This is a genomic window from uncultured Microbacterium sp. (genome assembly GCF_947632095.1).
GTDB lineage: Bacteria > Actinomycetota > Actinomycetes > Actinomycetales > Microbacteriaceae > Microbacterium.
Window position 1 is genome coordinate 19149 of sequence record NZ_CANROA010000026.1, and the last position, 14745, is coordinate 33893.

The following is a 14745-nucleotide window of genomic DNA, read 5'->3' on the forward strand; positions in this document are numbered from 1 at the left end:
GCTTATTCTAAGGTGCGGGAACTGGGGAAAGCGGTGGACGGTTGAGCAGCCTGAGATCTTGGGGGAGCCGGGCGCTCCGCGTGCCGGTGCTGCGCACGGTGTTGCCGCGGTGGCCGTTCACGGCGATGCTCGCGCTGTTCCCCCTGTGGTGGGCTCTCGGGCTCGGGCAGATGGCGTGGATTCCGCTCGCCGGCTGCATGGTCGTGCTGATGGTGCGGCGCGGGGGGATCGAGATCCCCCGTGGGTTCGCCCTGTGGCTGCTGTTCTTCGTGCTGATGTGCGCGTCGATCGTGGGGGTTGATACGAGCGGCCGTTTGATCGGTTTCGTCTATCGGGCACTTCTTTACGCGACCGTCACCGTCGTGTTCGTCTACGTGTACAACGCTCGTGAGTCATTGACGCTGCGATATGTGCTCGGCGTGTTCTCGCTCTTCTGGTTGTGGGCGGTGATCGGTGGGTTCGCCGGCATCTTCGCCCCGGAGTTCTCCTTCCGGACTCCGCTCGCCTATGTCCTGCCGCAGGGGTTGCAGGCGAATGAGCTGGTCGGGGAGATGGTCGTGCGTCGATTGACGCAGTACAACCCCGATAGCTGGCTGGCGTTGGATCCGCGCCCCTCGGCGCCGTTCCTCTATACGAACGGGTGGGGGAACGTCTATTCGATAACGCTGCCTCTCGTGGTCGCATACATGACGCTGATCCGACGCGGGCGCCGGTTTTGGGCGCTGATGGCAGCGATCCCGCTCTCCCTCATTCCCGCGTTCCTCACGTTGAACCGGGGAATGTTCATCGGCTTGTTCGTGGCAGCCGCGTACCTCTTCTTCCGGTTCGTCCTGGCCGGGAAAGTGCGCGAGGTGCTGACGCTCGGCATCATCGGTGTCATCGCCGGCATCGCAGCCGTGCTTCTGGATGTCGGCAGCAAGCTGCAGGGCCGTGTCGAGACGAGCTCGTCGACGGAGGACCGCGCGAACCTCTATGAGGAGACGTTCACGCGCACTCTGCAATCGCCGCTCTTCGGGTACGGCGCACCGCGGCCCTCTTTCACCGAGGGCGCGCCCTCTGCGGGCACGCAGGGGCACGTCTGGATGGTGATGTTCTCGCACGGTTTCCCTGCACTGCTGTGCTTCCTCGGCGCCTTGGCATGGTTGTTCTTCGCAACGTGGCGGGGGCGAAGCACTGCGATGCTCGTGCTGAACGCGGTGCAGCTCGTGATCCTCGTCGAGGTGTTCTTCTACGGTGTACTCCCCGATGGCCTGATACTCACGCTGCCCGCTGCCGCGCTGGTGATCCGGGAGCTGAACCGGAGTCCGGACCGCACCCCGTTGCCCGCGGGCTCGGCTCCGGGCTAAAGTGGGGGAATCACGCCGATGGGGAGGCGTGGCATCGACCGAGACTTTGGGGAGTCCATGGTGCATCCATCTGTCAGTGTTGTCATGGCGACACGAGATCGTCCGCAGCTTCTGCGTCGAGCAGTCGCTTCCGTCTTCGCGCAGGAGAACGTTCCGCCGATCGAAGTGGTGCTCGTCTACGACGGCACGCCGATCGACGAGTTATTCGACCTCGAGCGGGGCCCACACACTCTTCGGGCGGTGAACAATGCGCGTACGCCCGGCCTCGCCGGTGCGCGAAACACCGGAATCATGCAGGCTTCGGCGCCGTTGATCGCCTTCTGCGATGACGATGACGAGTGGAAGCCGGGGAAGCTGGCAGCCCAGCTCGGGCTCTTCGACGACCCCGAGGTGGTGCTGGCGGCGACCGGGATCGAGATCCATTCGACCGGAGGGAAGCACGAGCGCCTGTCGCCTGCTTCCGTCGACCTCGATGATCTGTTGCGCTCGCGCATCACCGAGTTGCATCCCTCGTCGTTCGTGGTGCGGGCTGCGGAGCTGCGCGGGCCGCTCGGCCTGGTCGATGAGGAGCTTCCGGCCTCTTACGGCGAGGATTACGACGTGCTGCTGCGTGCGGCGAAGGTGGGGCGCATCGTGGCGGTGCCAGAAGCGCTCACGATCATCCACTGGGACCGGACCTCGTTCTTCAGTGAGAAGTGGCAGGGCATCGTCGATGGTCTCAGCTATCTGCTGCAGAAGCATCCGGAGTTCACCCGCAGCGGTGTCGGGCAGGCGCGCATCGAGGGGCAGATCGCGTTTGCGCATGGTGCTCTGGGCGATCGCTCATCGGCCCGCTCGTGGGCTCGTCGGGCGATCGGTCATGACGCCCGTCAGCCTCGGGCTTATCTCGCGATGATGGTGGGCTTGGGCCTTGTCTCCGGTGAGCGGGTCGTCTCGGCGTTGAACCGGCGCGGCCGGGGCATGTGATGCCTCGCCTCTCGGTGATCGTTCCGGCGTACAACGCCGCGGCGACGATCATTCCGGCGATCCGTTCGTCGTTGCGCGCGCTCCCCCGCGATGCAGAGGTCGTGGTCCTCGATGACGGCAGCACCGACGCGACAGCGGAGGAGATCGGGCGGATCGATGACTCGCGGGTGCGGGTGTTGTCGCGGCCGAATCGCGGTGTGGCTGCGGCACTGAATGAGCTGCTCTCGGTGACCGACAGCGAGTTCGTGGCCCGTATGGATGCCGATGATCTGGTGCTTCCCGGTCGATTCCGGCGTCAGCGGCAGGCGGTCGGTGCGGGTGCCGATGCTGTTTTCACGACGGTCGTGACGTGGGGCGCGGGAGTTCCCTCTCTCCCCCGACCGACGGGTATCGAGCCGGAGGACTTCCCACTGCATCTTCTGCTCACCAACCCCGTCGCTCACTCGACGCTGTTCGCCCGGCGCAGTGCGATGGTCGATGCGGGCGGTTACCGCTCCGTTCCGACCGAGGATTACGATCTCTGGCTGCGTATGGCGGTACGCGGCACGCGTCTTCGGCGGTTGCCTCTGCCCGGGCTCGCGTACCGGATCCATCCCGGCCAGGTGACGGCGTCGATGAGCTGGCGCCGTTCGTCGTGGGAAAGCGCGGAGCTCTCCCAGTCGTATTCCGCGCTGGCCGAGACGCTGCTCGGTGCGCCGGCGCGGAGGATCACCTCGTTGTCGATCGCAGATGGTGCGACTGACGCTGACAAGCGGGCAGAACTCGATGTGTTCTCCGAGCGCTTCCGGTCGGCAGCCGCTTCGCATGCTCCGAGGGCCCGTCGTGCTCTGCACCGCAAGCTCGGGGAACGGCGATCCTGGTTGCACAGCCGCCTTTCTGACACCGAGGTGAGTCACGTATGACGGGCCAGAGCCCCCGCGAGCTGTTGCGCGCCGCGCGTGCAGCGGATCGTCGGTCGAATGCGAACTACCCCAAGAGCCGTTTCGTGCTGCGGTGGTTCCGGCTCGCGGCGTATTGGCGCGGCCGGCGTGGCCCTCTCGCGCGTGCCGTGTTCGCCATCGTCGGGGGCGGCTACAAACTGGTCACCGAGACGCTCATGGGGTTCGAGCTTCCTGCAAGCACTGAGGTCGGCCCGGGGCTTCGGCTACGGCACGGTTTCGGTGTGGTCGTGAATCCGGCGACGCGCATCGGCGCGAACGTCATGCTCCGTCAGGGCGTCACTCTGGGCAATCGCATCGCATCGACGGATTGCCCAACGATCGAGGATGACGTCGAGATCGGTGTGGGCGCCGTGATCATCGGCGCGGTGACGATCGGGCGGGGTGCGCGGATCGGGCCGAACGCCGTGGTCTTCCGTGACGTTCCGGCGGGGGCGACGGTCGCGTCTCCCACGAGCGAGGTCCGCCTGCCCGGCTGAGCGCCGCTCCCCTACAGTTCCCCGGGCCGCATGGCTTCGGCGTCGATGGCTTCGATGATGCGGTTCGCGGCGGTATCGGTGCGTTCGCGGCTGCGTCGGGGCGCGTAGACGAACAGCGAGTGGAAGAGGAAGCGCGCGAAGAACGCGACGATGAGCGAGAGCGCGGTGGCGAGGACGCTGGAGATGTGCCAGGTCTCGACCATGAGCGCCATGATCGGGATCCGCAGAGCCGCTTCGACGTTGTTGAAGGCGAAGGATGCGGCGAAGCGGGCGCCGACGCCGCGTGCCTCCGGACGCATATCGCGGAAGACGAAGCGTTCCTGCAGGAGGAAGTTTCCGACGATGGTGGCTTCAGCACCGACGATCGCCGCCCAGATGTAGGGCATCCCGGCGAGGGTGAGCAGCCACATGATGCCGATGTTGGCGATGGCGCCGATGCCGCCGATGATCGCGAAGCGCGACATCTTGCCGAATCGCAGTCGGGCGAGATGGATGACGAAGGTGGTGCCCTGGCGCAGGGATGCTTTGGAGGTGCCGCTGTGACGTTGGCCGAACGACATGGGAACTTCGGCGATGCGCACGTCGCTGCGGGCGAGGATCTCGAGCAGGATCTTGAATCCGCTCGGGCGGAGTGCGGCGAGGTCGATGCGGCTGCGGTCGACGAGGAAGAAGCCGGTCATGGGGTCGGTGCTGCGCGCGAGGCGGCGCGGGAACATGGCTTTGGTGAGCCAGGTCGAGGCGCGGGAGACGCCGAGGCGCAGGGCGGTGCCGAGGCCGCGGGAGTCTCCGCCGCCGATGTAGCGGGACGCGGCGACGACGTCGGCGTCGCCGCGCGCGAAGCGGTCGAGCAGGGCCGGGATGAGCTCGGGCGGATGCTGGAGGTCGCCGTCCATGACGATGCAGATATCTGCGGCGGCTTCTCGCAGGCCGAGGGCGACGGCGCCGCCGAGGCCCCCGGTGTTGTCGTCGCGGTGGATGACGCGAACGGGCAGGTTCGCGGTCGCGCCGACACGCTCGACTTCAGAGGCTGTGTCGTCGGTGCTGTCGTCGACGAAGAGGATCTCCGTCTCATGGCCGGAGACGGCGGCGGATGCGCGGGCGACGAGCTCGGCGACGTTGTCGCGCTCGTTGAACGTCGGCACGATGATCGTGACAGCGGTGCTCACGCGCCCACCCCTCCGACAGAACAAGGACAACGTCCTCCATCGTCCCACGCCGGGCATCGTGCTCGTGCACTGTCGCGGGAGCGCCTGCCGCGCTAAACTGGGCCTCGCGCGGCTGTGGGAGTCGCGCGGCGGCCGTGGGGGCCGCGACTGGGGATTCTGATCTGGGGAGATCATGGGGACGCGTATCGGCTATGCCGCGGGGGCTTTCGACCTTTTTCATGTCGGGCATCTGAACCTTCTGCGCCATGCGAAGCAGCACTGCGATGTTCTGATCGCGGGTGTCGTCAGCGATGAGATGCTGCGGCAGGTGAAGGGCATCGAACCGGTCGTCCCGACCGCTGAGCGGGCCGAGATCGTGCGCCACATCTCCTTCGTCGACGATGTCTTCATCGAAACGGCGCCGCAGAAGATGGATGCGTGGCGCGAGGTCGGCTTCACGCACTTCTTCAAGGGCGATGACTGGCGCGCCACGGAGAAGGGCGAGCGCTTGGAGCGGGAGTTCGCGACGGTGGGTGTGGAGGTCGTCTACTTCCCGTATACGGCGCACACCTCGAGCACGTCTCTGCGGCGAGCGCTGGATGCCATCACTGCCGGGGCCGCGCCGGCTCGCGCCGCGGCATCCCGCTGACATCCGGCGTCATTCGCGGCAATCCGGGAATATCTGGATGCCGGGCGCGATTAGCTTTGGATGTGCGCATACTCGCGCATACACATCTGAGGAAGTCATGACGAAGAAAAGCTTCGCGGTCACCGCACTCATCACCGCTGCCGCCCTTGCGCTCACCGCGTGCTCGGCAGGCACCGATTCCACGGGCGGCGACAGCGCCGCGACCGGATCGATCACCTATGTGATCGGAGGCGACCCCACGTCGTTGAACCCGATCAATGTCGGGGATCGCTGGGGCTTGAGCACGACGAACCTCGTCTACTCCCCTCTGGCCCGCGTCGAGGGCGATGGCACGATCGTCAACGAGTTGGCCGAGAGCATCGAGCCGGCCGATGACGGCCTGTCGGTGACGGTGACGCTGAAGGAGGGCCTGCTGTGGTCCGATGGCGAGCCGCTGACCGCTGACGACGTCGTCTTCACCTACACGAACAAGGCGGTGCGTGAGAACGGCGCCGCCGATCTGCTGTGGGTGGCGGGCGAGCCGATCACGGCCGAGGCGACGGATGAGCGCACGGTCGTCTTCACCCTGCCGTCGATCAGCGCCGCGGCGCTGAGCAACATCGCCACCGAGACGTACATCATCCCCGAGCACGTCTACGGCGACGTCTCCGACTTCTCGGGCTCCGAGCTCGATCCGATCGCTGTGGGCTCGGGCCCGTACATGCTGACGGCCTATGAGCGCGGCCAGTACCTGACGTTCGAGGCGAACGAGAACTACTACGGCGATGCCCCGAACATTCCGAACGTCACGCTGCAGATCGTTCCGAACGCCGACACGGTGAAGACGGCGCTGCAGACGGGCGAGGCGGATGCCTCGTTCGCGACGCCGGATCAGATCGATGAGCTCTCCGGCGCGGGCCTGGACATCTACCCGTATTCCGAGGGCCGCGTCGCCTACCTGGGCCTGAACCTGGCGAAGCTGACCGACCCCGCGGTGCGTCAGGCGCTGTTCTTCGCGCTCGACCGCGATGAGCTCAACGACGCTGCGTACCTGTCGGACGAGTACTACGAGAACGCGTACACGATCCTGCCTCCGAGCAACGCTTTCGCGACGGAGGACGTCGAGAAGTACGAGCAGGATCTGGATGCCGCATCCGCTGCCGAGGGTACGAAGATCACTCTCGCCTATGCGGGTTCGGATCCGGCGCAGACGACGCAGGCGACGCTGATCCAGCAGCAGCTGAAGGCCGCGGGCGTCACGGTCGAGCTGGCCGGTGTCGAGGCCGCGTCGATCTATACCGAGTTCGAGAAGGGCGCCGACTCGAAGTACGACGCATTCCTGGGCGGCTACATCATGGGCGCCGACCCGGACGCGTACAGCGCGCTGTTCCGCACGGATGCGTCGTCGAACTTCTTCCACTATTCCAACCCGGCCACGGATGCGCTGTTCGATGCGGGTGTCGCCGAGCTGGATGCTGAGGCGCGTGGTGCGATCTACGATGATCTTCAGGCGCAGATCGCCGAGGATGCCGTGATCTACCCGATCACCGACAACCTCAAGATCCTCGCCGTGAACTCGCGCATCGGCGGTGTCGAGGAGGCCGGGCTGGTCCCGATCTACACGCTGGAGAACTTCGGTCTGCTGACCGAGAAGTGACGTCGACGGATGCCGTGAGCTGCGCCACAAGCCGGCTCACGGCATCCGTCTGTCCGCCGGAGAACCCACCCGGCAGAAGGAGAACCCCGTGATCAGGTTCATCGCCCGACGGCTCGTGCAGGTCGTCCCGATGCTCCTGCTGCTGTCGTTCGTGGTGTTCCTGCTGATCCAGCTGGCGCCCTACGACGTGGTCGATTCGATCACGACTCCGAACATGTCGGATGAGACGGTCGCCGCGATGCGGGCGAAGTTCGGTCTGGATCAGCCCGTGATCACGCAGTATCTGCTGTGGCTCGGGAACGTGCTGCAGGGCGATTTCGGCTATTCGCTGACGAGCCGGCAGACGATCAGCTCCGAGCTCGCGGCCCGCATCCCGAACACGATGCTGCTGGTGGGCCCCGCATACCTCGCGGCCCTCGTCGTCGCGATCGTCCTGGGGCTGATCGCCGGCTCCCGAAAGGGCCGTTGGGCGGATCGCATCATCGATTCGGTCGCCGGCATCGGCATCGCGACGCCGTCTTTCTGGTTCGCGCTGCTGATGATCTACGTGTTCGGCTACCTGTTGCGCTGGTTCCCGATCATCGGCATGCACACTGTGGGCAAGCAGGGCGATCCGTTGGATCTCCTCGCCCACTACGTGCTGCCGTTCACGGTGCTCGTGGTGGCGTTCTTCCCCGAGCTCAGCCGCTATGTGCGTTCGGCGACGATCAATCAGCTGTCGCAGGACTATGTTCTGGTGCAGCGCGCCTACGGTTCGCCGGGCCGCCGCATCCTCGGGGTGCACATCAGCCGCAACGTTCTGCTGCCGATCGTGACGCAGCTGGGGCTGGCGCTGCCGATGCTCATCACGGGGGCGATCATCACCGAGTCGGTGTTCGCCTGGCCGGGCATCGGCCCCTATTTCCTGACTGCGACGAAGAGCCTGGACTATCCGGTGATCCTGGCGGTGCTGCTGCTGTCGGCGCTGATGGTGATCATCGGCAACCTGATCGCCGACATCCTGTACGTGCTCGTCGATCCGCGCATCCGGTTGGGAGGAGCAGCATGACCGTCCCCGTCATCATCGACGATCCGAAGCCGCGCCGCACGCGTCCGTTGCGCTCCGCGTCGGAGATCGCCGCGGCCGTGTTCCTGACGCTCGTCATCGCGATCAGCATCCTGGCTCCTCTTCTTCCCCTCGACCCCGATACGACGGATCTCGCGATCCGCTGGCAGGGTCCGAGCGCTGCCCATCTGCTCGGTACCGACGACGTCGGGCGCGACTACCTGTCGCGGGTGATCTACGGCGGGCGCATCTCGCTGCTGGTCGGCGTTCTGGCGATGCTCGCGTCGACGGCGATCGGTGTGGTCGTGGGCCTCACGGCCGGTTATGCCCGCGGCTGGGTCGATGAGGTGCTGATGCGCTTCGTCGATTTCCTGTCGTCGATCCCGTGGATGGTGCTCGTCATCGTCGCGAGCGTATTCCTGCGCCCGGGGCTGTGGACGATCATCGTGGTGATCGGGCTGTTCTCCTGGATGCCGACGGCACGGCTCGTGCGCGCGGAGACCCTGTCGCTGCGTGAGCGCACCTATGTCGGTTATGCCCGTTTCGTCGGCGAGCGCGCCCGCACCGTCATCTGTCGGCACGTGTTGCCGGATGCTCTGCCGACCATCATCGTCGCGGCGACCGCGACGATCTCGGCGGCGATGCTGACCGAATCGGCGCTGAGCTTCCTGGGGCTGGGCATCCAGCCGCCGATGGCCTCGTGGGGCAGCCTGCTCGAATCGGCGCAGGGGTCCCTGGCGCGCAGCCCTCTGCTGGCGGTCGTTCCGGGTCTTCTTGTCATGCTGACGGTGCTGTCGTTCAACGTCCTCGGCGATGCGCTGCGGCGCAAGGTCAGCGAGGAGACGACGGTATGAGCATCCTGAGCATCGACGATCTGACGATCGATCTGCCGACAACGGGCGGCCCCTTCCGCGTCATCGACGGACAGTCCCTCGACGTTCCGGCGGGCGGGATCCTCGGCATCGTGGGCGAGTCGGGTTCGGGCAAGACCATGATGCTGCGGGCGATCATGGACATCCTTCCCGAGGGTGCGGATCGTCGCTGGTCGCGCATCGCGTTCGACGGTGCCGATGTCACGGGCCGCTACGATCACTCCCGCCTGCCGATCTCGATGGTGTTCCAGGACCCGTTGACGTCGTTCAATCCGCTCATGCGCATCGGTTCTCATCTCGTCGAGGTCGCCCGCCGCCGCGGTGTCGCCCGGTCGGAGGCGAAGCGCCAGGCGGTTGATGCTCTCGCCGCGGCCCGGATTCCCGACCCGGAACGGGTCTTCGCCCGGTACCCGCATGAGCTGTCGGGGGGCTTGCGCCAGCGCGCGATGATCGCCATGGCGCTGCTGGCCGAGCCTCGTCTTCTGCTTCTGGATGAGCCGACGACGGCGCTGGATGCGACGGTGCAGGCCGAGATCCTCTCCCTGATCCGTCAGCTGCAGGCTGAGCGCGAGCTCACGGTCGTCATCGTCACGCACGATCTGGGCGTGGTTGCCGCGCTCTGCGACACGGTCGCGGTCATGAACGACGGCCGCATCGTCGAGACGGCCCCGGTCGATCGGCTGTTCACCGCGCCCGAGCACCCGTACACGCGTCAGCTGCTGGCGGCGATCGATGAGGGGATGCTCTGATGGGCGGGCTCATCCGCGTGGGCGATCTGCGCAAGACGTACCCGGTGCGCAACGCCTGGGGCCGGAAGATCGGAAGCCTGGATGCTGTCGATGGTGTGACCCTGGAGATCGCCGCCGGTGAAACCCTCGGCGTCGTGGGCGAATCGGGCAGTGGTAAGTCGACGCTGGGCCGGTTGATCCTCGGCGTTGAGCGGCCGACGGCGGGAGCTGTCGAGCACACCGGTTCGGGCGAGATGCAGATCATCCATCAGGATCCGTTCTCGGCGTTGAACCCGCATCGTTCGGCGTTGGCAAGCGTGATGGAGCCGTTGACGGCGCGGGGCGCCTCGGCGGCGAGTGCCGAGGCTGCCGCCCGTGAGGCTCTGGCCGCGGTCGGCATCGACGAGGATGCTGTGCGCAAGCGTCCGCGCGCATTCAGCGGTGGCCAGCGGCAGCGCATCGCGATCGCTCGGGCGATCGCCCCGCGTCCGGCGTTCATCGTGTGCGATGAGCCGGTCTCGGCGCTGGACATGTCGATCCAGGCGCAGGTGACGGATCTGCTGAAGGATCTGCAGCGGGAGTTCGACCTCACCTACCTGTTCATCTCGCATGACCTGTCGGTGGTGCGGGAGATCGCGACGCGCACGGCGGTGATGCGTCGGGGTCGCATCGTCGAGCTGGCTCCGACCGCCGAGCTGTTCGCCGCTCCGCGGCATCCCTATACGCGCCGTCTTCTCGATGCGGTGCTGTTGCCGGATCCGGTGCGCGCCCGCGAGCGTTTGGCGCAGGTGGCCGCGCGCCCGGCTGCGGCCGAGGCCCTGCCGGACGGACCGCTCGTCGAGGTCTCCCCCGATCATTTCGTCGCGGGCTGAGCGGTGGGGGTCAGGAGTCGGCGCGCAGGGCCCGGCGTTCTCCGGCGGTCACGGCGATGGGCAGGCGGTTCTCGGGCGGCGGCAGCGGGCAGACGTACTGATCGCTGAAGGCACACGGCGGCAGGTAGGCGCGGTTGAAGTCGACGGTCACGGCGCCCGCAGCATCCGGGGCACCGATCGGCAGGAACCGGAACGGATAGGTTCCGCCGCTCGCCGAGGCATCGGCGATGACGGCGTTGAGCGCACCGCCGTCATCCGAGACGATCAGCGTGCGCTCCTCGCCCCTGATCATCAGCGTGACGCGCCCTCCGGCCGGATGGGTGCTCTCGTGCCCGTCGACGCTGCGGATGAGGCGTTCCTCTCCTACCGCGGCCGGTTCGTATCGTCCGGTGAGTGCCCATGCGGCATCCGGTGCATAGGATTCGATTCCCGTCAGCTGCACGCGGGCGGGGTTCTCGGGGTCGTAGACGCGCAGGGCGAGTGCGCCGTCGCGGGCGAAGGCCCGCAGCTTCACCGCGCCGATCACGGTCTCGGCGAAGGGCGCGAGGACGATGTCTCCGATTCCATCGATTCCGGTGCCGATGACCGCGCCGTCGCCGGCATGCCAGCGGCCGGGCGCCCCCTCATAGGCCTGCGGGTCGCCGTCGAGCCAGTGCGTGTGCCGCAGCGAGGCGATGCCGTGCGGTGCGTGGATCTGGTCCCAGCGGGTGGCGTTCATACCGCCAGGCTACGCGGGCGGGGCGTGCACGCCGAGCAGGCTGCGCGCCATCTGCGCGACTCTGGGTGGTGTGTGGGGGCCGAGCCATACGGTCCACGGTGTCTGGGGTTCGGAGCACGTCCACTCCACACACCACCCATGAACGGCGGTTCCGAGACGCTCGCCCCTCGCGCGCGCCTCGATGCCGTCTCCCCGCACGAGCCAGCGCACCGATACCCCGTCGGGGACATCGATGTGGCGCGTTTGGATGCGCGCCGCTGCTTCCAGGATCACGGTGCCCATCGTGTCCCAGTGCAGCTGCCGGCAGATCTCGCTGATCACGGGAACATCGTGGAAGTCGCCGGCGATGAGCACCGGCCCGTCGATGTTCGCCCAATCCGGATCTTCGAGATGTTCACATGCGGAGGTCACGCCCACAACCATAGGTGAGGCTTACCTAAGTCAGCAACTATTGATTTCGGATGCCGATGTCCCCGTCCCGCCATATCCTGGAATCATGACTGCTCCCGCCTCTGACACGATCACGATGTTCGGCGCCGACTGGTGCCGCGACTGCATCCGCACCAAGAAGCAGCTCGACGAGCTCGGCATCGCGTACACGTACATCGACCTCGTCGCCGACCCCGATGCCGCTGATGTCGCGAAGGAGATCTCGGGCCGCACGAACATCCCCGTGGTCGTCTACCCGGATGCTTCGCACCATGTCGAGCCGTCGAACGACGACGTCGCGACCAAGCTGCGCGAACTCTCGCTGATCTGATCCCGCGCCCGCGCGCTCCGCGTCCGCGGACGCCGGCACTCCGAAGGAGACCCGAATGACGTCAGCGACCACCCCGGCCCCGGCATCCGCCGGACTCGACGATGCCGTGCGCGAGCGTCTCGACGACGCGATCGCCGATCTCACCGAGGGCGGGCGCACCTGGTCGGCGCTCACGGTCGCGCAGCGCGCGACGGTGCTGCGCGCCGTGCGCACGAATGTCGCGGCATCGGCCGAGGAGTGGGCGCACACCGCGAACGCGTCGAAGGGCCTCAACGGCGGCCACCCGTTGCGCGGCGAGGAGTGGCTCTCGGGGCCCTACAGCGTGATGGGTGCGCTCGATGCCTACATCGAGACGCTCTCGCGGATGGGCGAGGGCCGCAACCCGCTCGAGGGCGTGCGCATCGACCGCGCGCCGGGCGGCCGGGCCCGCGTTCATGCGTTCCCGCTGACAGGTCTCGACAAGTTCCTGCTGTCGGGGTTCACGGGCGAGGTGTGGCTCGAGCCGGGCACGACTCCGCGCACAGCGCGCGCGAGCGCCGGTCTCGCGCAGCGCACGCCAACCGAGTTCGGCGGCGTGGGCCTCGTCCTCGGGGCCGGCAACGTCACCTCCATCCCGATCCTCGACGTCCTCTACGAACTGCTCGCCCATAACCGCACGGCGCTGCTGAAGGTAAACCCGACGCAGGACTCGCTGGTGCCGGTCTTCGAGCACGCCTTCGCGCCGCTGATCGAGCCGGGCTTCCTGCGCATCGTGCGCGGCGCCGGTGACGTCGGTGCCTATCTCACGGCGCACAAGAGCCTCGTCCATGTGCACATCACGGGATCGGCGGCGACGTTCGATGCGATCGTGTGGGGAACGGATGCCGCGGCCAAGCGCCGTCGCCGCGAAGACCGCCCGAAGCTGAAGAAGCCGATCACGGCCGAGCTGGGCGGAGTCTCGCCCATCATCGTCGTGCCGGGCGACTGGTCGGACGCCGACATCACCTTCCATGCGGAGCACATCGCGACGATGCGTCTGCAGAACTCGGGGCACAACTGCATCGCCGGCCAGATGGTCGTCATGTCTCAGGATTGGCCGCAGCGGGAGCAGTTCCACGCAGCTCTGCGCCGTGCCTATGCGCAGGCGCCGGAGCGGCCGATCTGGTACCCGGGTTCGTCGACGCGCATGGACTCCGCGAACGCCGACTACCCGGATGCCCTCGTTCTCGGCGACCGACTGCTGGTCGAGCTCGATGCCGATGACGACGCGTCGGCGATCGAGAACACCGAGTACTTCGCGCCGGTGCTCGGCGTCGTCGAGCTTCCCGGCACGGGCCAGTCGTTCCTCGACGCCGCGATCGCGCATGCCAACGAGAAGCTGCACGGCACGCTCGGTGCGAACCTGCTGATCGATCCGGTGACGCAGAAGCAGCTCGGCAGCGGCTTCGAGCGGGCGATCAGCGAGCTGCACTACGGCTCGATCGCGATCAACGCGTGGACGGCGTTCGGTTTCATCATCCCGACGCTCACATGGGGCGCTTATCCGGGCAGCACCACGGCAGATGTCGGCAGCGGCATCGGAGTGGTGCACAATGCTCTGCTGCTCGATGGTGTCGAGCGTTCGGTGATCCGGGGGCCGTTCCGTCCGCTCCCCCGCTCTCTTCCGCTGCTCAACGGCGGCGGGCGCTTCACGATCCTCCCGAAGCCGCCGTGGTTCGTCACGGCGCGCACGGGTGCCGTCGTCAGCGAGGGGCTCACGCGCTTCCGCGCGAAGGGCGGAGTCCTGACGCTCGCGAAGACGTTGCTTCAGGCGCTGCGCGCCTGAGCGCACCGACGGTTCAGTCGTCGGCGAAGAGGTCGGTCGCGTCGCGGAGGGAGCGGGCGATGCCCGGTTCGGATGCCGCGTGCCCGGCGTCGTCGACGACGACGAACGTCGCCTCGGGCCAGGCCTGGTGCAGATCCCACGCGGTCATCATGGGCGTGCACACGTCGTAGCGTCCCTGCACGATGACGGCGGGGATGTGACGGATGGCGTCGACGCCGGCGATGAGCTGTCCTTCTTCCCACCAGCCCCCGTTGACGAAGTAGTGGTTCTCGATCCGGGCGAACGCGACGGCCGTGGCATCCTCGGTCATCTGCTCGACCTTGTCAGGGTCGGGGTGCACCGTGATGGTCGATCCTTCCCAGCGGGTCCAGGCCTTCGCGGCGGGCACGTGCACGGCGGGGTCGGGGTCGAAGAGGCGACGGTGGTACGCCTCGAGCATGCGGCTGCGCTCGAGCACGGGGATCTGATCGACGTAGTCCTGCCACAGGTCGGGGAACAGAGCCGCGGCGCCGCCCTCGTAGAACCATTCCAGCTCGAGCCGGCGCAGGGTGAAGATGCCGCGCAGCACGAGTTCGGTGACGGCATCCGGATGCGCCTGCGCGTAGGCGAGCGCGAGGGCGCTCCCCCACGACCCGCCGAAGACCTGCCACTTCTCGATGCCGAGGTTCTTGCGCAGCAGTTCGATGTCGGCGATCAGATGTGCAGTGGTGTTGAAGCGCATATCGGCGTCGGGTGCGCTGGCATGCGGGATGCTCTGGCCGCACCCGCGCTGGTCGAACAGCACGAT

The 14745-nt window shown here is 67.1% G+C and carries 16 protein-coding genes; 12 read left to right on the forward strand and 4 right to left on the reverse strand.

Annotation, left to right across the window (positions count from 1 at the left end):
* Positions 1-41 precede the first annotated feature (41 nt).
* Genes Q0Z66_RS08210 through Q0Z66_RS08225 form a run of 4 tightly spaced genes read left to right on the forward strand, consistent with a single transcriptional unit; the run spans position 42 to position 3729 of the window.
* Positions 42-1346 carry an O-antigen ligase gene (locus Q0Z66_RS08210; protein ID WP_298040049.1) on the forward strand — a complete coding sequence of 435 codons (1305 nt, stop codon included), beginning with the start codon at positions 42-44 and terminating at the stop codon, positions 1344-1346.
* Positions 1347-1403: 57 nt separating this feature from the next.
* On the forward strand, positions 1404-2312 hold the full coding sequence (locus tag Q0Z66_RS08215; protein ID WP_298040051.1) for a glycosyltransferase: 909 nt from the start codon (positions 1404-1406) through the stop codon (positions 2310-2312).
* On the forward strand, positions 2312-3214 hold the full coding sequence (locus Q0Z66_RS08220) for a glycosyltransferase family 2 protein (RefSeq protein ID WP_298040054.1): 903 nt from the start codon (positions 2312-2314) through the stop codon (positions 3212-3214). Before Q0Z66_RS08215 ends, Q0Z66_RS08220 begins: the two co-directional genes overlap by 1 nt.
* Positions 3211-3729 (forward strand): serine acetyltransferase, encoded by a 519-nt coding sequence (locus Q0Z66_RS08225; RefSeq protein ID WP_298040057.1) that lies wholly within the window; start codon positions 3211-3213, stop codon positions 3727-3729. Before Q0Z66_RS08220 ends, Q0Z66_RS08225 begins: the two co-directional genes overlap by 4 nt.
* An 11-nt stretch (positions 3730-3740) precedes the next feature.
* On the opposite strand, the gene Q0Z66_RS08230 is transcribed toward Q0Z66_RS08225, so the two are convergent.
* The gene (locus tag Q0Z66_RS08230) at positions 3741-4952 is read right to left on the reverse strand and encodes a glycosyltransferase (protein WP_298040060.1); all 1212 of its coding nucleotides are present in this window, start codon (positions 4950-4952) and stop codon (positions 3741-3743) included.
* Between the two features lie 115 nt (positions 4953-5067).
* On the opposite strand from Q0Z66_RS08230, the gene Q0Z66_RS08235 reads away from it, so the two are divergent.
* The 6 genes from Q0Z66_RS08235 to Q0Z66_RS08260 all read left to right on the forward strand — a co-directional run bounded on the left by Q0Z66_RS08235 (position 5068) and on the right by Q0Z66_RS08260 (position 10676).
* A complete protein-coding gene (locus Q0Z66_RS08235; protein WP_298040061.1) occupies positions 5068-5523 on the forward strand; it encodes an adenylyltransferase/cytidyltransferase family protein in 456 nt (151 codons plus the stop codon).
* Between the two features lie 97 nt (positions 5524-5620).
* Positions 5621-7159 (forward strand): ABC transporter substrate-binding protein, encoded by a 1539-nt coding sequence (locus Q0Z66_RS08240; protein ID WP_298040063.1) that lies wholly within the window; start codon positions 5621-5623, stop codon positions 7157-7159.
* Between the two features lie 88 nt (positions 7160-7247).
* A complete protein-coding gene (locus Q0Z66_RS08245; RefSeq protein WP_298040065.1) occupies positions 7248-8207 on the forward strand; it encodes an ABC transporter permease in 960 nt (319 codons plus the stop codon).
* Positions 8204-9058: an ABC transporter permease gene (locus tag Q0Z66_RS08250; RefSeq protein ID WP_298040066.1), complete on the forward strand. Its 855-nt coding sequence runs from the start codon at positions 8204-8206 to the stop codon at positions 9056-9058. The genes Q0Z66_RS08245 and Q0Z66_RS08250 overlap by 4 nt, the downstream gene beginning before the upstream one ends.
* Positions 9055-9825, forward strand: a complete 771-nt coding sequence (locus Q0Z66_RS08255) for an ABC transporter ATP-binding protein (protein ID WP_298040069.1) — start codon at positions 9055-9057, stop codon at positions 9823-9825. Before Q0Z66_RS08250 ends, Q0Z66_RS08255 begins: the two co-directional genes overlap by 4 nt.
* A complete protein-coding gene (locus Q0Z66_RS08260) occupies positions 9825-10676 on the forward strand; it encodes an ATP-binding cassette domain-containing protein (RefSeq protein WP_298040071.1) in 852 nt (283 codons plus the stop codon). The genes Q0Z66_RS08255 and Q0Z66_RS08260 overlap by 1 nt, the downstream gene beginning before the upstream one ends.
* Positions 10677-10686: 10 nt before the next feature.
* Here the strand turns inward: Q0Z66_RS08260 and Q0Z66_RS08265 are convergent, their stop codons facing one another.
* Both Q0Z66_RS08265 and Q0Z66_RS08270 read right to left on the reverse strand, forming a co-directional pair.
* Positions 10687-11394: a DUF1684 domain-containing protein gene (locus Q0Z66_RS08265; RefSeq protein WP_298040073.1), complete on the reverse strand. Its 708-nt coding sequence runs from the start codon at positions 11392-11394 to the stop codon at positions 10687-10689.
* Between the two features lie 9 nt (positions 11395-11403).
* Positions 11404-11805 (reverse strand): SIP domain-containing protein, encoded by a 402-nt coding sequence (locus tag Q0Z66_RS08270; RefSeq protein WP_298040075.1) that lies wholly within the window; start codon positions 11803-11805, stop codon positions 11404-11406.
* An 85-nt stretch (positions 11806-11890) separates the two neighbouring features.
* On the opposite strand from Q0Z66_RS08270, the gene Q0Z66_RS08275 reads away from it, so the two are divergent.
* Both Q0Z66_RS08275 and Q0Z66_RS08280 read left to right on the forward strand, forming a co-directional pair.
* On the forward strand, positions 11891-12154 hold the full coding sequence (locus Q0Z66_RS08275; protein WP_298040078.1) for a glutaredoxin domain-containing protein: 264 nt from the start codon (positions 11891-11893) through the stop codon (positions 12152-12154).
* 55 nt (positions 12155-12209) lie between these two features.
* A complete protein-coding gene (locus Q0Z66_RS08280; RefSeq protein ID WP_298040081.1) occupies positions 12210-13958 on the forward strand; it encodes an aldehyde dehydrogenase family protein in 1749 nt (582 codons plus the stop codon).
* Between the two features lie 13 nt (positions 13959-13971).
* Here Q0Z66_RS08280 and pip read toward each other — a convergent pair.
* A partial coding sequence (gene pip / locus Q0Z66_RS08285) for a prolyl aminopeptidase (RefSeq protein ID WP_298040082.1) occupies positions 13972-14745 on the reverse strand: 774 nt, incomplete at its 5' end.